A 17,702-nucleotide genomic window follows, 5' to 3' on the forward strand; every position below is an offset into this window, starting at 1 on the left:
CGCGCTATCGAAGGGGAACCGTGATGGACGCGCTGTACACCGCTGTCGCCACCGCCAATGGCCGCGAGGGCCGGGCCGTCAGCTCCGACGGCAAGATCGACCTGGCCCTGGCCATGCCCCCCGAGCTCGGCGGCAACGGCGCCGGCACCAATCCGGAGCAGCTCTTCGCCGCCGGATATGCGGCCTGCTTCGCCAGCGCGATGGGCAATGTCGGCCGGCAGATGAAGATCGACACCAAGGACGTCTCGGTCACCGCCGAGGTCTCCATCGGCAAGGACGACACCGGCTTCGGGCTGGCCGTCGTCATGCGGGTGGAGCTGCCGGAGACCCTCGCGGGCGAGACCGGACGGCAGCTGGTCGAGGCCACGCACCAGTACTGCCCGTACTCCAAGGCCACCCGCGGCAACATCGAGGTCGAGCTCGTCATCGAGTAGGGGCGCGGCGCCCGGCGGACCGCGTCTGTGGGGGCCGGTCCGCCGGACGGGTGCGGCTCAGGACGTACGCGGGGTGCCGCGGCGCGGATGGCTGCGGATCAGCTCGGCGTAGTGCCTGCCGCTGTCCTTGAGGGTGCGGGCCTGTGTCGCACGGTCGACGTGGAACAGGCCGAAGCGCTTGTCGTAGCCGTAGGCCCACTCGAAGTTGTCCATCAGCGACCAGGCGAAATATCCGGCGAGCGGGGCGCCCTTACGGGCCGCGCGGGCGCAGGCGGCGATATGCCGGTGCAGATACTCGGTGCGCTCGGGATCGGCGACGGTGCCGTCGGGGCGGAGCACGTCCGGGTAGGCGGAGCCGTTCTCGGTGACATGGAGCGTGCGCGCTCCGTACTCCCGGGTCAGCCGTAGCAGCAGGGTCTCGATGCCGTCCGCGTCGACTTCCCAGTCCATGCCCGTGCGGGGGACCCGCGGCCGGCGCACCGGGCGGGCGAACGGCGGCGGGCCGGCAGGCTCGGCGGCGACCACGACCGGGAAGTAGTAGTTCAGCCCCAGCCAGTCCAGCGGCTGCGCCATGGTCTCCGGATCACCGGCGCGCTCCGGCAGCTCTACCCCGTACACCTCGCGCATGTCCGCCGGAAAGCCGCGGCCGTGCACCGGATCGAGCCACCAGCGGTTGGTGTGCCCGTCCATCCGCCGGGCCGCTGCGGCATCGGCCTCGGACCCGGTGGCGGGCTCGACGGTGCTGAGATTGTTGACGATGCCGATCCGGGCGGCCGGCGCCGCGGCCCGGATCGCCTGGACGGCCAGACCGTGCCCGAGCAGCAGATGGTACGAGGCGCGGACCGCCGCCGTGAGATCCGTGTGGCCGGGGGCCATCAGCCCTTCGAGATGGCCGATCCAGGCCGAGCACAGCGGCTCGTTGAGCGTGGCCCAGTGGGCGACGCGGTCGCCGAGCTTCCCGGCGACGACCCCGGCGTACGCCGCGAAGTGCTCGGCCGTCTCCCGTGCGGGCCAGCCGCCGCGGTCCTGGAGGGCCTGCGGCAGATCCCAGTGGTAGAGGGTGGCGAAGGGGGCGATGCCCGCTTCGAGGAGCCCGTCGACGAGCCGGTCGTAGAAGGCCAGTCCCGCGGCGTTGACCGGGCCGTCACCGTCCGGCCGGATCCGCGGCCAGGCGATCGAGAACCGGTAGGCGCCGACGCCCAGTTGACGCATCAGACCGATGTCCTCGCGCCAGCGGTGGTAGTGGTCGCAGGCCCGGTCGCCGGTGTCGCCGTTGTCGATCCTGCCCGGGGTGTGTGCGTAGGTGTCCCAGATGGAGGGGGCGCGGCCGTCCTCGGCGACCGCTCCCTCGATCTGATAGGCCGAGGTGGCCACGCCCCAGGCGAAGTCGTCCGGCAGGGCGGCGAAGTCGATCCGGTCGCTCACGGAGTTCCTTTCGGCGGGGGTCATTTGACGGCTCCGGCGGTGAGACCGGCGACCAGATAGCGCTGGAGCAGCAGAAACCCGGCGACCACCGGGACGCTGACGACCAGGGAAGCGGCCATCACCTGGTTCCAGTAGACGTCGTTCTGGGTGGCGTAGCCCTGCAGGCCGACCGAGAGGGTGCGGGTGGTGTCGTTGGTCATGACGGAGGCGAACAGCACCTCGCCCCAGGCCGTCATGAAGGCGTACACGGCGACCGCGATGATTCCGGGGAGCGCGGCCGGAACCACGACCCGGAAGAGCGCGCCGAGCGGACCGCAGCCGTCCACGTACGCGGCCTCGTCCAGCTCGCGCGGCACCGAGGCGAAGTAACCGGTCAGCATCCAGATGGAGAAGGGGAGGGAGAACGTCAGATAGGTCAGCACCAGCCCGCCGCGGGAGCCGTAGAGGGCGACACCGGTGGTGTTCCCGATGTTGACGTAGATCAGGAAGAGCGGGAGCAGGAAGAGGATGCCCGGGAACATCTGCGTGGACAGGACCGTGACGGTGAAGATCCGCTTGCCGCGGAAGCGGTAGCGGCTCACCGCGTATGCGGCGAAGACCGCCACGACCACCGAGCAGACGGTGGCCGAGCCCGCCACGATCAGCGAGTTGAGGAAGTACCGGGCGAGCGGAACCGTGTGCCAGATGTCGAGGTACGGGCGGATGGTCAGCTCGCTCGGCAGCCAGCGGAAGGCGCCGGAGACGTCCTCCAGGGGTTTGAGCGAGCTGCTGAGCATCACGTACACCGGGAGCAGTACGAAGCCGGTCAGTGCGGTGAGGAAGATCCGCCGGGTCCAGAGGAAGGCGCGGGGCGGAGCGGTGGGGGAGCGCCTGCGGCCGGCGGTGCGGGGCGCGCGGGCAGCGGGGCTAGCCATCGGATTTCCTTCCGCGCGAGGTGGCCAGCAGATAGCCGGCCGTCACCACCAGCAGGAAGAGCAGCAGCAGGACGGACATGGCCGAGCCGGTACCGAAGTTCCAGGTGACGAAGGAGGACTGGTAGATGTGGATGGAGAGCAGATCCGCGGCCTCCGGGGCGGCCTTCCCGAACAGCACATACGGCGTGTTGAAGTCGTTGAAGCTCCACAGGAAGAGCACCAGGAGCAGCACCTGGTTGATGGGCCGTAAGGACGGCAGGGTGATCCGCCGGATCTGCCGCACGATGCCCGCGCCGTCGAGCGCCGCCGCCTCGTAGAGGTCCTTGGGGATGCTCTGCAGCGCGGCCATCACGACGAGGAACGCGAACGGCCAGGTCTTCCAGACGGAGACCACGAGCAGTGCGAGGAAGCTGTTGTCGCCGAGCAGCCAGAAGGGCCGGTCACCGGTGAGCTGCAGCTGGTCGTGCAGCACATGATTGACCAGGCCGTTGTCCCTCTGGAAGAGGAAGGCCCAGGTGATGACCGCGGCGTAGACCGGCAGCGCGTACGGGGTGAGGAAGACCGCCCGCAGCAGGCCGCGGCCCCGGAAGTTCTCCTGCAGGAAGATCGCGGCCGCGGTGCCGAGGAGCCAGCACAGGCCCACCGTCAGCAGGCTGAACGCACAGGTGACGACGAACGAGTGCAGCAGTGTGGCGCCGACCGGGGCGTCGAAGTCCACGGTGACGCGGTAGTTGCCCAGTGCCTTCCAGGGGGCCGTGCCCCAGTGGGCGATGTGGAGCTGGGTCAGTTCCTTGAAGCTCATCACGATGCCGATGACCATCGGGGCGAGGTGGACCAGCAGCTCCAGAAGCAGGGCGGGGAGCAGCAGCAGATAGGGCAGGCCGGCACGGCGCAGCCTGGTGAAGCCCCTCATTGCGCCATCTGCTGCTGGGCCTTGGCCAGCCGCGCCTTGACCGATGCCGTGGTCACCGGATGGCCGGCGGCCGCGTCGGCGAACAGGTCCTTGACGGCGGTGCCGACGGACGTCTCGAACTGTGACTCCTCGGCGATCTGGGGGAGCGGCGCGGCGCTCCTGATGAGCGTTTCGCGCAGCACCCTGGTGTCCTGGCGGTTGAACGCCGGGTCCTGCTGGGCGGCCTTGACGGGCGGGATGGAGCCGTAGGTCTTGTTGAGCAGTCGCTGTTCGGTGTCGCTCGTCATGAACTTCACGAACTTCCGCGCGCCCTGGAGATTGTGGGTGTTCTTGAAGACGGCGATGTTGATGCCGGCGAGCATGGAGTTGATCTGCCTGCCGGTGCCGGGGGTGCCGGACGGGACGGGGACCGGGGCCACGCCCCAGTCGCCGGGCTTCATCCCGTCGGCGGCGAAGGTGGTGGCCGCGGCCTGCCACAGCACCATCGCGGTCCTGCCCGTGGCGAAGTCCCTGAGCGACTGGTTCTGTCCGTACTCGGCGTTGCCCGGGGCGATGATCTTGTCCTTGGCCATGAAGTCGATGTACTGCTTGACCGCCGCGACCGCGCCGTCCGAGGTGAAGGTGGGCTTTCCGGTCCTGTCGAAGAAGTCGGCGCCGTGCTGTTTGCCGAGGGCGAAGGCCTGGTGGATGTTGTTGGTCAGCTGGCCGCCCTCGGCGCCCAGGCCCCATTTGCCGTCCTTGGAGATCCTCTTGCCGTCCGCGACCAACTCGTCCCAGGTGGCCGGGGGTTTGCTGATCCCGGCCTCCTGGAACATCCGCTTGTTGTAGTAGAGCGCGTAGGCCAGTGAGTACAGCGGTACCGCCGCCGGGTCCTTGCCCGCCGCACCCGTCGCCTCCAGGGCCGGCGCCAGGAACCGGTCGCGTCCGCCGATCGCGTCGAGGTTCTTCCGGTCCCAGGGGAGCAGCGCCCCGGTGGCCTGGAGCGAAGCGGACCAGGTGTTGCCGATGTTGAGCACATCGGGGCCCTGGCCGGACGTGGTGGCGGCCAGGATCCGGTTGAGCAACTCGGGCCAGGGGATGACCTCCAGCTTGACCTTGATCCCGGTCTGCCGCTCGAACTTCCTCAGCTCGGGGCCGAGGATCTTCTTGTCCGCCTCGACGTTCGGCCCCTGGTTGGACGCCCAATACGTCAGCGTCCTGGGGGAGTCGTCGCTGCCACCGTCGTCGAAGCTCGTCCCACCGCCGCATCCGGCCGCCACGACGGCGAGTGCGGTAACGGTGGCGGTGACGGTCGCGGCTCGGAGTATGCGCATGACGGATACGCCTCTCTCTGAGGAGTCCGAAGGCCGGCCATGTTCACTTCCTGAACAGCCTCATGGCTTAACTTAGGGTGTGAGTTAAAGCCCGAGGGAAGGGCGCGTCAAGAGAGCGAACACCGGCAGCCGGCCGGGAGGGAGGGGAACCGGATGGCCGAACGCACCCAACGGACCGTGCGTGACCTGCGCAGGGCCAATCGCACCGCGGTTCTGCAACGGCTGTATTCCGACGGTCCCATGAGCCGGCAGGAACTCGGACCCGCAACGGGCCTCAGTTCAGGCTCCGTCAGCAATGTGGTCGCCGAACTCGTCGAGGAGGGACTGCTGGAGGAGGCCGGTGTGGTCGGGTCCGACGGCGGCCGGCCGCGCACCCTGCTACGGGTGGCCCCGGGGAGTGGCTGCCTGATCGGTGTGGACGTGGGGGAAACCCGCGTCAGAGTGGAGCTCTTCGACCTCGCCATGGGCGAACTCGCCCGCGCGGAGCTCCCGTTGCGGCACCACGGCTACGACGTGGACCTGATCGTCCGCCATATCGCCGACGGCATCGCGACCGTGCTGCGGGAGAGCGAGGCGTCTCCCGGCCGGCTGCTCGGCGTCGGTGTCGGCGTCCCCGGCATCCTCGACCGCAGCCGGCCCGGCGGCGCGGTCGTCCACGGCCAGACCATCGGCTGGGACGCGGTCCCGCTGGAGGAGCTGCTGCACCACACCGTCGCCCTCCCGCCCGGTGTGGGCTTCTTCCTCAGCAACGGCGCCAAGGCCCTCGGCCAGGCCGAGATGTGGTTCGGCGGCGGCCGGGGCGCCGAGAACGCGGCCATCGTGCTCTTCGGGTCGGGCGTCGGCGCCTGCCTCGTCACCGACGGCGTCATCGACGGCGGGGCACGCGACAGCGCCGGTGAATGGGGCCATCTGACGGTCAGCGTCGGCGGCCGCCGCTGCCGCTGCGGTGCCCGGGGCTGCCTGGAGGCCTACACCGGATCCGAGGCGCTGCTGCAGCGCTGGCAGGAGGCGGGCGGCCAACCGCCCCCGGACGCCGACGAGGAAACGGCGCTCGCGGCGCTGGTCGCCGCCGCCCACCCACCGGCCGGCGGTCCGGACGCCGACCCGGTCGCGCGCTCCGTCCTCGACGAGACCGCGGAGTACCTCGGCGCGGGCATCTCCGACCTGATCAACCTCTTCAGCCCCGAACGTGTCCTCATCGGCGGCTGGGCCGGTCTCCAACTCGGCCCGCACCTCCTCCCCGCCGTCCGCGCCCATGCCACCGCCTACTCCCTGGCACACCCCGCCGGCCGGGTCACCATCGACCTCGGCAGGCTCGGCCCCGACGCCGTCACGGTCGGCGCGGCGACGCTGCCGCTGGCGGACTTCTTCGCCAACGGGGGGCGGCGGTGCGCCGCACCGGCCGACGAACCGGGGGAGCGGGTGACGGCACCGGGATGGCGGACGGCCCTGGAGGAGCGGGCACGGGCGGGGCGCGGCTGACGGGTCGGTGGTGCGGCGCCCGGCCCGCCCCTGAGCCTCCGGAAGGGGAGGCGCGGCGAGCCTCCGGAACGGGAGGCGCGGCCGCCCGGACATGCCGGCCGGCCGCGCCGACGGGTGAGACGCTATGCCGCGTTCTCAGGCGTCATCGGCCGCGTACACCCGCTGTCCCCCGACGAACGTCTGCAGCACACGGGTCGCGGCGATCTCCTCGTCGGGGCCGTCGAACGGATCGCGGTCGAGCACGACCAGGTCGGCCAGCTTGCCGGGCTGGATGGTGCCGGTCTCGTCGAGGTGGTTGGCGTAGGCGCTGCCGGCCGTGTACGCGGCGAGCGCCGCACCCAGGTCGATGCGCTGCTCGGGCAGGAAGACCGGCGCCGACGGCGGGTCCTCCGGCGCACGGCGGTTGACCGCGACATGCAGCGCGGCGATCGGGTCGGGGGAGCTGACCGGCCAGTCGCTGCCCGCCGCCAGGGTGGCGCCCGAGCGCAGCAGATCGCCGAACGGGTACTGCCAGGCGGCGCGCCGGGGCCCCAGGAAGGGGATGGTCAGCTCGTCCATCTGCGGCTCGTGGGCCGCCCACAGCGCCTGGATGTTCGCGGTCGCGCCGAGCCGGCGGAAGCGCGGTACGTCCTCGGGGTGCACGACCTGGAGGTGGGCCAGGTGCGGCCGGGTGTCGCGCATGCCGTTCGTCCGCCGCGCCGCCTCGACCGCGTCCAGCGCCTCGCGCACGGCCCGGTCGCCCAGGGCGTGGAAGTGCACCTGGAAGCCCTCCGCGTCCAGCTGGGTGACGTAGCTCCGCAGCGCCTCGGGGTCGATGAACGAGATGCCGCTGTTGTCGGAGGCACAGCCGCAGGCGGTGAGGTAGGGGGTGAGCATCGCGGCCGTGTGGTTCTCGGCGATCCCGTCCTGCATGATCTTGACGCTGGTCGCCCGCAGCCGTCCCTCGGTCAACTCGGCGCGCCGGGCGATGAGTTCGGGGATCTGTTCCTCCCCGCGCGCCCGGTCCCACCACAGCGCCCCGGTCACCCGTGCGGTGAGCTTCCCGTCGCGCCGGGCGGCCACATACGCGGGGGTGACGTCGGGCATTCCGGGGGCGTAGCCCAGCATCGCGTCCTGCCAGGCGGTCACTCCGTAGCCGTGGAGGAGGCGCTGTGCCCGGAGCAGCCCCTCGGTCTGCTCGGCGACGGTCGGGTCCGGGATCAGGCCGGCCACCAGCTGCATGGCGCCTTCCTGGAGCATGCCGGTCGGCCGGCCGTCGGCGTCCCGCTCGATCCGCCCGTCGGACGGGTCCGGCGTACTTTCGGTGAGCCCGGCCCGTTCCAGGGCGCAGGAGTTGGCCCAGCCGCCGTGGTGATCGCGGTTGACGAGGAACACCGGGCGGTCGGGGACGAGCGCGTCCAGGAACTCGCGGGTCGGCATCCCGCCGGGGAACGCCTCCATGGACCAGCCGCCGCCCGTGATCCAGAGAGTCTGCGGATGCGCGGCCGCGTATGCGCTGATCAGTTCGCGGTACGCCTCGGCGGTGACCGCAGCGCTCAGATCGCACAGCGCCAACTCCCGCCCGCCGCCGACCGGATGGACATGTGCGTCCTGGAACCCGGGGATGAGCAGCTTGCCGTGCAGATCGACGACCTCCGTGGCGGGCCCGATCAGCGCGCGGACCTCCTCCTCGTGCCCGACGGCGAGGATGCGGTCGCCGCGTACCGCCACCGCGCTCGCCCGGGTGCGCGCGGAGTCGACGGTGTGCACGGGACCGGCGAGGAAGACGAGGTCCGCGGGGCCGCCCTCGGCGGTGCCGGGGGTGCGGGCGTCCGGGGTGGTGCTGAGATCCATGTGGTGATTGCTCCAGTGGTGTGGGGAGTGGGGTGTGGTGGCCGCAAGGGCTCGGGCGAGTGAGGCGAGGGGGTCGGATCGGGCGCGGGTCAGCCCTCCACGGGGCTCGGGAGCGGGCCGCCGTCCCCGTCCATCGGCAACGTGATCGCATCGGCGTCCGTCCCCCGGCCGGTGCGGAAGTACGGTGCGCGGCGTACCCACTTGGCCCAGGCGGCGGTCGCCAGGCCGGCAAGGATGAAGAGGGCGGGGAGCAGCAGCATGAACCAGCCGTTGTCCGGGCTCGCCTCGAAGTGGTCGCTCATCGTCGCGTAGTCCCAGACGAGGTAGCTGCCGAGCCCGAACAGCGCCAGCGCGCTCGCCGCCGGAACGACCACGTCCCGGAGCGCGCGCACCACTCCGGCGCGCAGGCTGTGGCGGAAGCGCACCGCACAGGCGAGCGCGGTGAGTCCGTAGTAGAGGGCCACGGTCAGGCCGATCGAGTTGACGGCCGTGAGGATCATGTCGTTGAGCTTGGGGATGCCGACCGCGAGCACGGCGAGCAGCGCGGCGAGGGCCATGATCAGCAGGGTGCCCACGGCGGGGGAGCCGTAGCGCGGGTGCACGCGCTGCCACACCGGGCCCAGCGTCCGGTCGCGGGCCATCGCCAGCGCACCGCGGGCGGTGGGGATGACGCTCGACTGGAGGGAGGCGAAGGCGGAGCACATCAGGGCGGCCAGGGGCAGCGAGGCCCAGGGCTCCGGGGCCAGTTGGGCGCCGAGGAAGGTGAGCGCCTGCGGTCCGTTGTGCATCAGTTCCCCGGTGCTCATCACCCGCTGGAAGGCGAGCGAGCCGACGAGGAACAGACCCATCATCACCACCAGCGCGATCAGTCCGCCGCGGGCCGCGTCGGTGGAGCTGCGGGTCTCCTCGTTGACACTGAACGCGGCGTCCCAGCCCCAGTAGAAGAACACCGCCAGCACCATCCCCTGGGCCACGGCCTGCGGTGAGCCGATCTCCAAGGGGTTGAGCCAGGACAGCGAGAACGGCTGGTCACCGACGAACAGCGCGTAGCCGCAGAAGACCAGCAGGACCACGTACTCGAAGATCAGCAGCCCCATCTGCAGCCGGGTCGCGGCCCGCACCCCCGTGATGGCGGTGACGGTGACGACGACCAGCGCGACCAGGCCCACGGCGGTGCTGATACCGGTCGAGGCCGGATCCAGCCGGAGCCCCCACACGCTGTACAGACCCAGCTTGTTGAGGAACTGGAGCACGACGGAGCCGGTCACCGCCCCCGTGTACGCCATGAAGATCACGTTACCGACCAGCACCACCCAGCCGGTCAGGAATCCGGGCCAGGGGCCGATGGACCGCCCCACCCAGGTGTAGCCGCTGCCGCAGTTCGGTTCGCTGCGGTTGAGCCGGGCGTACGACAGCGCGATGCCGAGAATGGGCACAAAGGCCAGCAGCAACAGGGCGGGCGTCTGCCGGCCGGCGTACGCGGCCAGGGTGCCCATGCCGATGCCGATGCTGGTGGTCGCGGCGGTGCTCGACGCGGCGATCGCCACCCCGTCCTTCACCCCCAGCGAGCGGCGCATTCTCGCCGGGCCGGGGTCCTGCTGCACTGCGGAAGGCATGGCACTCACTCCTTGGACGGCGGGCCGGACCGGTCTCGGCCCTGGGGGAACGGGAGGTGCGGGCGGGGCGGGGCAGGGCGGCGCGGGCCGGGCCCGGGATCGGGGCACGGCCGCGTCGTACGGAGGGGGTTGGTGCGGGATGCGGCACCGCGGCGGTCCGTCTATGTCCGCCGATGAAACAGGCCGTTCATTCTTGTGTCAACGGTGTTGACGTAACCTGGTGGTTAACTGGCTCCGATAAGGCCCGGGGGCCGGGGCGGAGCGAAGCGGAGGGGTTCGGCGTGGCGGAGAGCGAGCGCGTCCCGGTCGAGCGCAAGCGGCGCCGGCCGACCAGCTCAGGCGTGGTCCTGTCGGCCGATCTCATCGTCGACGCCGCATGTGAACTCATCGACGCCCAGGGGGCGCAGGCCTTCACCGTGCGCAAACTCGGCGCGGCGCTGGGCGCCGATCCCTCCGCCGTCTACCGCTACTTCCGCAACACCGAGGATCTGCTGCTGGCGCTGGCCGACCGGCTCATCGGCGAGTCCATGGCCGGCTTCACGCCCAGCGACGACTGGGCCGCCGATCTGCGCGACCTCGCACTGCGGGCGTACCGCTCCGCGCTGCGTCACCCGCAGATCGCCGTGTTCAGCACCGTCCGGGTCACCGGCCGGCCCCATGAGCAGCACGCCGTCGACACGGGGATCGGCCTGCTGCTCCGGGCCGGCTTCGACGACGCCACCGCCGTCCGGCACTACCACACCCTCGTCGACACCGCCCTCGGTCATGCGGCCGTGGACGCGGGCGTCCTGAGGCTGGCTCCCGCCCAGCGCGCGGCGGACGAACAGGCCTGGCAGGACGAGTACGGCAACCTGCCCGCGGAGGACTACCCGAGCCTGCACCGCGTACGGGAGCATCTGCCGCTCATGGGGGGTTCGGCCGTCGAGCCGGCGCTCGATCTGCTCATCGCGGCCATCCGGCAGGAGGCGGCGGAGCGGACGGAGTGAAGGGGGTGATCCGGGCATTCCGTTCATCCCGGTGTCACCATGAGGCATGCCCCTTCCACGGCTGAGGCATCTCCGGGAACGACGGGAACTCAGTCATGTCCTGGTGCTGATCCCGATCGGGATCATCGTGGCGGTCTGCACGATCGATGTCCTCGCACCGCCCGACATCCATCTGGGCCCCCTTCTCGTTGCGGCTCCCGCGCTCACCGCGGCCTTCGCCGGACCCCGTCTGACGGCGGCGATCGGAGCGCTGGCGGTGGCCGCCCAGGTGTTCATCGGCATCGCGCGCCATGTGCTGTTCACCGAGAACCTGGAGGCCCAGATCGCCGCGCTGGTGGTGGTCTCCGCGCTGGTCGTGCTCTTCACCGTCGTGCGGGACCGCAACGAGCGCCGGCTCAGGCAGAGCCGCTCGGTGGCCGCGGTGGCCCAGCAGGTCCTGCTCCGGCCGCTGCCCGTGCACAGCGGCCCGCTGGAGATCGCCTCCCTGTACTTGGCGGCCGAGGAGGAGGCGGAGATGGGCGGTGATCTGTTCGCAGTGGCACGCACCACCAGCAGCACCCGGCTGATCATCGGCGATGTCCGGGGCAAGGGGCTGCCCGCCTACAGCCATGCCGCCCTGATCCTCGGCGCCTTCCGCGCGGCCGCCCACCGCGAGGCCACCCTCCCCAGGCTGGCCATCCACCTCGACGGCGCCGTCCGCTGGGACAGCCGCCAGTGGAACAACGCGCCGGGGCCTGGGGCCGGGACGGACGCGGCGGGCGGGGCTGGGGCGGACGCGGTGGCCGAGACCGGGACGGACGCGGTGGCCGCGACCGAGACCGGGACCGGGGCGGACGCGGTGGCCGCGACCGAGACCGAGACCGGGACGGACGCGGTGGCCGCGACCGAGACCGGGACCGGGACGGACGCGGTGGACGGCTCCGCCTCGGAGGTCGGCTCCGCCTCGGAGGTCGGCTCCGTCTCCGTCCCCGTCCCCGCCACTCCGCTCCCCGGCCCCGATCCCGTCATCGACACCGACGAGACCTTCGCGACCGTGATTCTGCTGGACCTCCCCGACCGCTGGCCCGTCGTGCAGACCATCACCTGTGGCCACCCGCCCCCGCTTCTGCTGCGTGACGGGCGGGTGCGCACCCTGTCGGCGGAGTGGCCCGCGCTGCCGGTCGGGCTCGGCGGGCTGCCCGGCGCCCCCGATTACGAGGTCGAGGGGTTCCCCTTCGAGCCCGGTGATCTGCTGCTGCTCTATACGGACGGGGTGAGCGAGGCCCGGGACGACAAGGGCACCTTCTACCCGCTGGTCGAGCGCGCCGCCGCCTGGAGCGACTGCAGTCCGCGGCAGGTACTACGGCAGCTGCGCACGGACCTGCTGGCGCACACCAACGGCCGGCTGGGCGATGACGCCGCCGCGGTCGCGGTGCGGCGCCTGGGCGGCGGGCCGGGCGGCGGAGTTCCCGGCACCCCCTAGCCGGCCAGGCAGCCGCCGCAGTTGTAGTACGTCACATCCCAGTGGTCGCCCTCCTTGTAGTAGACGTTCCCACTGCCGGACTTCCACTTGGAGCCGCCGATCGAGGTGAAGGTGCCGGTGATGTAGCTGGTCAGGCACGAGGAGAGGCTGAAGTCGACCTTGTAGCCGTTCCAGTGGCTGTAGGTGCCGCTCGCATGGCCGGTCTCGGTGCCGCCGGTCAGGTTGATCGCACAGCCGGTGGCGCCCTTCAGCGTGATCACGCCGTCCACGGTGGCCGAGTTGATCTGGTCGAACGAGGTGCAGCGGGGGTTGTTCCGGTCCGAGCAGCCGCCACTGGAAGACCAGCTGATGCCGGCCGCCCGGAACTTCGCGGTGGCCTGGGCATGGGTGAGCTTGGCGAACAGCCCGGGCCCGGGCCGCGGAGCCGCTCCGGCGGTGCCGGGAGCGGCGGCGTACGAGGTGGCGGCCGCCCCCACCAAGGCCCCCGCCGCGAGCATGACAATGCCGAGCCCGGTCGCCGTCGTACGTCGGAGCATGGATACCTCCTGGGAGAGGGGTGAGGGCCCCGAGCGTGGCCCGGCCGGCGAGGCGCGTCAACAGGGCCGGTGGCCCCGGCAGCCCGGCCGATGACCGACGCGGCAAGGATGAATTGCATCACGCCCAGAATTACTGAACATATCGGGCATAACGCAAAGAATATTCCCCGCGTGATTTCCGAATTGCCCGCTTCTCTTGCGTTTCACTGCCTCACGCTGCGCCACCACCCCTTGCGCCTGCCGGCCCGTAGCTCCGGCCCTCACCCCCTGACGCTTCCTCAGTGCCGTCCCACTTGATAGACACGTCCGAATCATCCGCAAGTGGCATGGGACGCGCACCATGAACGACCGCAACACCTCGGAACCCCGGATACCGGAACACCGGATCTTCGAATTCGACCTCACCGCGCACGAAACCCAGCGGCGGACCGAAGTGCTCGCGGCGCTGGGCGACACCTGGGACCCCATCGCGGTGATGGAGGGTGAGGCGGACGCGTACCGGCTCCTCTACTCCGGCCTGGACGCGGAGCAGCAGGCCACGTACGACGCGCTGGTCGCCGCCGGGGTGCTGCCGGCCTCCGGGCAGGCCTGAGCATGCTGCCGCTCGACCCCACCGCCGATATCGGCCGCCGGGCCTGGGTCCCCTGCCCCAGCTGCCAGGACCATCAGGGCTGCGGAACCTGCCTCGCCGGCCGCACCTGCGCCGACCACTGGCGCTACCTGCTGTCGAACAAGGGCAGTGTGCTGCATCTCCAGTGCCCCAACTGCACCCACCTGTGGGCCTGGCAGTCGGGCTTCGGGGCCGGCGGCCGCACCGACGGCTGACGGCGCAACCACCGGCGGACCGCCACGGCCCGGCCGGACGGCCAGGGCCCGGCCCCACCCCTCCGTGCCACTCCCGCCCCTGTCACGACAGACGTCGTATCGCCTCCTGATGCGCCATCTCGAGAGCCTTGCCGGCCGCCACGGCACGATCCGGCCGCACCCCGACGCCCTCCCAGTTGGTACCCGTGACCGCATTGGTGGTCCGGGCCGTCGGCACGGTGACGGTGATGTGCTCCGTCACCGGATGCCGGCCAGTGGGGTGGGCCCCGCCCCGGGTCGTCTCACCGACCAGCTCGGCGCGCCCGAGCGCCTGCAGGGTGTACGCCACGTCCTCGCCGCCCGAGAACGTGGTCGCGCTGGTGAGGACATACACCGGACGGTCGAGATAGCGCGGCGCGGGCAGGTGCGACAGGGTCCAGAACTGCCGGGTGGAGTCGGTGGAGCGCTCGTAGATGTCATTGAGGTGCACCTGGTCGTCGGGGAAGAAATAGCTGCACCACATCGCGGCACCCTCGGGGGAGCCGCCCCGGCACTCCCGCAGATCGAGAATCAGGGCGCGGGTCTGCGCGACCAGCTCCATGGCCGCGCCGATCGCACGGGCGCCTTCCCCCGCGTCGGCTATCCGCCGGATGTCGAGACAGCCGATATTGCCGTCGAGCTGTTCGACGCGCCGGATGCCCTGGTTCTGCTCCCGCAGCAGCGCGAGAAAGGCCGCCCGGCCCGCGTCATCGTCCTCCGTCTCGGTGGACCGGGCCTCCTCCTGCCACAGCAGTCTGAGGTGCTTGTCCGGGCAGACCTCCTGCAGATGCGCCGTCACCGCCGCACAGAGCGCGGTCCCGTCCAGTGCGTCGTACTCGCCGGCTGCCAGCCGGGCGCGGATCGCCCGGTCGATCTCCACGGCGCGCTGCGGAAAGACATAGCCCGCGACGATACGGCCGAGGGCGCGGTCAATGATCTGTGCGTTGTCGGTCACGGTGGGGCCTCTCGATTCGGGTCGTTGCCCGCTGCCGGGGTCGGTACGGGCGGTCTTCGCGTTCCGGTGCGCCGTTCCCGTGCGCTTTTCCCGTGCGCGGTTCCGGTGCGCTGCGCCGGACGTCGGGCGGCGGTAGCGTGCGGTGCATGGAGCTGCAAGCACGATCGCTTTGGCTGTTGACCGAGCCGCTGCATGCCGTCTGCTACTTCGACGAGCGGTGCCGCGACCTGGGCAAGGATCTCGGTCTCAAGGGTTTCTGGATGGGGTATTTCGCCTCGCGCACCGCTCCCTTGGGGGGCCGTGGAACCCGCGCCGGCCACGGCCATCCTCGGCGTCTTCGCGCCGGGGATGGTCGCCCGTGCGCTGCCGGCGGCCTGGAGCATCGTCGGCCCGGCGCATGTGCTCGACGAGCGCGGCAGCCGAGCGGCCCACGCACTGCGCCGGGTCGACCCCGAGCTGGAGCACACAGCGGCCGAGCTGCTGCCCCCGCTCCAGACGATCGTCGACGATGCGCCGGCCACCGCACGGCCCCTGTTCGCCGCCAACCGCGCGCTGTGCGATCACGCCGACCCCGTCGAGCGCTTGTGGCAACTGACCACCAGCATCCGGGAGTTCAGAGGCGATGCGCACCACGCCGTGCTCGCCGACGAGGGCTTGGACGGATGCGAGGCATTGGTCCTGGCCGTCGCGTCCGGTCGCGTACCCAAGGACACCATGCGGGAGGACCGCGGCTGGAGCGAGGAGGAGTGGGCCGCCGCGACGGACCGGCTGCGCTCCCGTGGCCTCGTGGACGCTCACGGCGACGCGACCGGCCATGGCCGGCAGGAACGGGAGCGCATCGAGAAGGCGACCGACCGGCTGGCCGGCCGGCTGCTGCGCGCGCTGCCCGAGGCGGAGACCGAGGCGCTGCTGCAGGGCCTGGAGCCCGTGGTCCGGCGCATCCTGGCCGCCGATGTCCTCCCCTTCCCCAACCCGATCGGCCTGCCCCACCTCGACGAGCCCGTACGACGCGACACCGGCTCCTAGCCGAGCCGCTTGCTCGCCTCCCTGAGCTTCTGGGCCAGATCCATCGTGTCGGAAGCGGGCGGCACCTGGACCGTGACCGGCTTGTCGGCGTCGAAGAACCGTATCGTCACGTCCAACGGCCCCTGGGCCGCCCGCGCACGCTCCCGGACCTTCACCGTGCGGTCGCCGGGGCCGACCCAGAGGTCGAGGTGCAGCTCGCTCACCCCGAGCTGCTGGTACTGCTCGACGACCTTCGTGCGGCGCCCGGCGTCCAGCGGGCTCTTTTCGGCCCGCTCTTTCGCCGGCTCCGCCACGTCGACCGCGCCGGCGTAATGCGTCGTCCGCACCCCGTCGACGGTCTCCTCACCGACCTTCTTGACGTCATCGGACTCGGAAAGCAAAGACACTTGCGCCGCCGGGTCCTGGTCGGCCTGTCGCAGCATGCCCCCGAAACCGCCGGCGTCCGTGTCCTCCAAGGCGAACTTGAGCCAGTGCCTGCCGCCCAGCAGGGCAGCCGCCCGCCCGCCCCCGCCGAGATGCCCCGCGTCCCCCACGAGCCGCACCGAGAACTCGCCCTCCTGCGCGCCCCCGGACGCCGTCATCCGCATATCGGCGGCACGCGGGCGGAGGCGGAACGACGCCGTGCCCTTGACGGTCCCCTGCCCGGGGACCTTGCCCGAGACGCGATATGACAGTGAGTTGAGCTCAGCGCCCTTCTTGACGGCCTTCTGCACCGCGGCCACCGTTGTTTTGTCGGGGCGAACCGGCGCGCCGGAGCGGCCATCGGGCGAGCCGTCCGCGGTGCAGGCCGCCGTGCCGCACAGCACGGCGCCGGTCAGCAGCGCCCCGACGACGCGGGACGAGATACGGGAGCGGTGAGCCACGGTCCCCCCATGAACACCTGGAAATCGGAAGATGGACTGATCGGGACAGTAGCTCACAGCACTGACAATCCGCGCTGCGGAGGCACGCGGGCCTGTGGCCAGGGCATATGACGTCGCATCGGGTCCGGACGCATCGGAAGCCAAGCACCCAAGACGATTTTCATCTGGTGGTTCGATGGGTGCTTTGGGGTGCTTTGCTGAGCCAGATCGGGACACCTGCGCGCAAGAGGCGTTGAATGAGTATGGATCCTAGAGAGTTGTGGGACCGCAACGCCGTGCTGGCAGAAGCGTTTTGCCTGGGTGACGAGCGTGTGCGCGAGGCGCAGGCCAGGCTTGACGAGGCCCAGGCCGACCGGTCGCGGGTTCTGGCGGCATTCGCGGTGACGGTGGGCAGTACCGGCGCGGTGGCCGGTCTGTTCGGTTTGAACGAGCGGGAAGTGCGGATCGCCCGGCGGACGGTGGGCAAGGAGGACGCCCGCGCCGTCGCCGATGAATTGCTGGCGGCCGCCACACCCGCCGCGTCCCGGGAGTCCGAGGAGGCCATCCCGGCACCGGAGCCCGCGGCCGATTATTCCCACCAGAACCCGTCCGCCGGCACGCGCCCCGCCGGCGCCACCCGCGAGGCCACCGGCGGCGTGGGGGCGTCCGAGCAGACCTGGTCCCCGGCGATGGACGCGGTGCTCATCGGCAGTTGGCAGACCGGGGTGGATCTGCGGGAACTTGCCGCTGAATTCGGGCTCGACCTCACCCGCCTGGTCACCCGGGCCCAACAGCTCTCCGCCCAGGGGCGGTTCTATCCGGGACCGGCGGAAACCCATGCGGGACGCCACCGGCGCGGCGCCGGCGATGTGCATGAATCCGAATACACCATCCCCGCACAGCAGACGGCCTCCTGGAACGCCGCGCCCTCGGGACACCCCATGGCGTCCGCCTGGCACACCGGCTCGATGCCGTCCACGGAGTCCGTCCCGGACATGGCCGCCCTGGCTTCCGAATGGGACAGCGCTCTCGCCCCGTGGGGTACCCTCGCGCCCTCGCACGAGGAGCCCGCGCCCGCCCATCAGCCCTGGGCCCAATATCACCTGAGTTCCTGATACCACC

The 17,702-nt window shown here is 71.2% G+C and carries 17 protein-coding genes and 1 pseudogene; 9 read left to right on the forward strand and 9 right to left on the reverse strand.

The genetic code is table 11. The annotated features are described in order from the left end of the window. The first annotated feature begins 23 nt into the window (after positions 1-23). Positions 24-434, forward strand: coding sequence for an organic hydroperoxide resistance protein (locus NUT86_RS37020; protein WP_018092466.1), 411 nt, complete (start codon positions 24-26; stop codon positions 432-434). Positions 435-491: 57 nt separating this feature from the next. Here the strand turns inward: NUT86_RS37020 and NUT86_RS37025 are convergent, their stop codons facing one another. From NUT86_RS37025 to NUT86_RS37040, 4 genes are read right to left on the reverse strand one after another with little or no spacing between them, the layout of a single operon-like run. Beyond that, the gene (locus NUT86_RS37025; protein WP_274739774.1) at positions 492-1,883 is read right to left on the reverse strand and encodes a GH1 family beta-glucosidase; all 1,392 of its coding nucleotides are present in this window, start codon (positions 1,881-1,883) and stop codon (positions 492-494) included. Next, complete coding sequence (locus NUT86_RS37030) at positions 1,880-2,773, reverse strand: carbohydrate ABC transporter permease (protein WP_018092468.1); 894 nt, start codon at positions 2,771-2,773, stop codon at positions 1,880-1,882. Before NUT86_RS37030 ends, NUT86_RS37025 begins: the two co-directional genes overlap by 4 nt. Further along, positions 2,766-3,686 carry a carbohydrate ABC transporter permease gene (locus NUT86_RS37035; RefSeq protein WP_274739777.1) on the reverse strand — a complete coding sequence of 307 codons (921 nt, stop codon included), beginning with the start codon at positions 3,684-3,686 and terminating at the stop codon, positions 2,766-2,768. Before NUT86_RS37035 ends, NUT86_RS37030 begins: the two co-directional genes overlap by 8 nt. Then, positions 3,683-4,999: an ABC transporter substrate-binding protein gene (locus NUT86_RS37040; RefSeq protein ID WP_018092470.1), complete on the reverse strand. Its 1,317-nt coding sequence runs from the start codon at positions 4,997-4,999 to the stop codon at positions 3,683-3,685. Before NUT86_RS37040 ends, NUT86_RS37035 begins: the two co-directional genes overlap by 4 nt. Before the next feature lie 153 nt (positions 5,000-5,152). Between NUT86_RS37040 and NUT86_RS37045 the strand changes: the two genes are divergently transcribed. Next, on the forward strand, positions 5,153-6,481 hold the full coding sequence (locus NUT86_RS37045) for an ROK family transcriptional regulator (protein WP_266448475.1): 1,329 nt from the start codon (positions 5,153-5,155) through the stop codon (positions 6,479-6,481). A 135-nt stretch (positions 6,482-6,616) separates the two neighbouring features. Here NUT86_RS37045 and NUT86_RS37050 read toward each other — a convergent pair whose 3' ends face one another. Together NUT86_RS37050 and NUT86_RS37055 are read right to left on the reverse strand one after the other, a co-directional pair. Next, a complete protein-coding gene (locus NUT86_RS37050; RefSeq protein ID WP_274739780.1) occupies positions 6,617-8,314 on the reverse strand; it encodes an amidohydrolase in 1,698 nt (565 codons plus the stop codon). An 89-nt stretch (positions 8,315-8,403) separates the two neighbouring features. Further along, positions 8,404-9,930: an APC family permease gene (locus NUT86_RS37055; RefSeq protein WP_262042914.1), complete on the reverse strand. Its 1,527-nt coding sequence runs from the start codon at positions 9,928-9,930 to the stop codon at positions 8,404-8,406. A 281-nt stretch (positions 9,931-10,211) separates the two neighbouring features. On the opposite strand from NUT86_RS37055, the gene NUT86_RS37060 reads away from it, so the two are divergent. Both NUT86_RS37060 and NUT86_RS37065 read left to right on the forward strand, forming a co-directional pair. Further along, positions 10,212-10,916, forward strand: a complete 705-nt coding sequence (locus NUT86_RS37060; protein WP_159484495.1) for a TetR/AcrR family transcriptional regulator — start codon at positions 10,212-10,214, stop codon at positions 10,914-10,916. 103 nt (positions 10,917-11,019) lie between these two features. Next, positions 11,020-12,378: a PP2C family protein-serine/threonine phosphatase gene (locus NUT86_RS37065; RefSeq protein WP_274740735.1), complete on the forward strand. Its 1,359-nt coding sequence runs from the start codon at positions 11,020-11,022 to the stop codon at positions 12,376-12,378. Here the strand turns inward: NUT86_RS37065 and NUT86_RS37070 are convergent. Continuing rightward, the gene (locus NUT86_RS37070; RefSeq protein ID WP_159484493.1) at positions 12,375-12,914 is read right to left on the reverse strand and encodes a hypothetical protein; all 540 of its coding nucleotides are present in this window, start codon (positions 12,912-12,914) and stop codon (positions 12,375-12,377) included. The two genes, NUT86_RS37065 and NUT86_RS37070, sit on opposite strands and share 4 nt — an antisense overlap. Positions 12,915-13,254: 340 nt before the next feature. Between NUT86_RS37070 and NUT86_RS37075 the strand changes: the two genes are divergently transcribed. Both NUT86_RS37075 and NUT86_RS37080 read left to right on the forward strand, forming a co-directional pair. Beyond that, positions 13,255-13,506, forward strand: coding sequence for a DUF6400 family protein (locus NUT86_RS37075; RefSeq protein ID WP_093639104.1), 252 nt, complete (start codon positions 13,255-13,257; stop codon positions 13,504-13,506). A gap of 2 nt (positions 13,507-13,508) precedes the next feature. Continuing rightward, complete coding sequence (locus NUT86_RS37080; RefSeq protein ID WP_018092478.1) at positions 13,509-13,739, forward strand: hypothetical protein; 231 nt, start codon at positions 13,509-13,511, stop codon at positions 13,737-13,739. Between the two features lie 82 nt (positions 13,740-13,821). Here the strand turns inward: NUT86_RS37080 and NUT86_RS37085 are convergent, their stop codons facing one another. Continuing rightward, positions 13,822-14,712: a S41 family peptidase gene (locus NUT86_RS37085; RefSeq protein ID WP_266448456.1), complete on the reverse strand. Its 891-nt coding sequence runs from the start codon at positions 14,710-14,712 to the stop codon at positions 13,822-13,824. A 146-nt stretch (positions 14,713-14,858) separates the two neighbouring features. Between NUT86_RS37085 and NUT86_RS40765 the strand changes: the two are divergent. Both NUT86_RS40765 and NUT86_RS37090 read left to right on the forward strand, forming a co-directional pair. Then, a pseudogene (locus tag NUT86_RS40765) lies at positions 14,859-14,939 on the forward strand (hypothetical protein); the annotation flags it as partial. 73 nt (positions 14,940-15,012) lie between these two features. Continuing rightward, complete coding sequence (locus NUT86_RS37090) at positions 15,013-15,738, forward strand: SCO6745 family protein (protein ID WP_274739785.1); 726 nt, start codon at positions 15,013-15,015, stop codon at positions 15,736-15,738. On the opposite strand, the gene NUT86_RS37095 is transcribed toward NUT86_RS37090, so the two are convergent. After that, positions 15,735-16,601 carry a hypothetical protein gene (locus tag NUT86_RS37095; RefSeq protein WP_274739787.1) on the reverse strand — a complete coding sequence of 289 codons (867 nt, stop codon included), beginning with the start codon at positions 16,599-16,601 and terminating at the stop codon, positions 15,735-15,737. The two genes, NUT86_RS37090 and NUT86_RS37095, sit on opposite strands and share 4 nt — an antisense overlap. Before the next feature lie 236 nt (positions 16,602-16,837). Between NUT86_RS37095 and NUT86_RS37100 the strand changes: the two genes are divergently transcribed. Beyond that, on the forward strand, positions 16,838-17,695 hold the full coding sequence (locus NUT86_RS37100) for a hypothetical protein (protein ID WP_274739789.1): 858 nt from the start codon (positions 16,838-16,840) through the stop codon (positions 17,693-17,695). Positions 17,696-17,702 lie beyond the last annotated feature (7 nt).

It is taken from the genome of Streptomyces sp. G7(2002) (assembly GCF_028870195.1).
In the GTDB taxonomy this organism is placed as follows: Bacteria; Actinomycetota; Actinomycetes; order Streptomycetales; family Streptomycetaceae; genus Streptomyces; species Streptomyces nigrescens.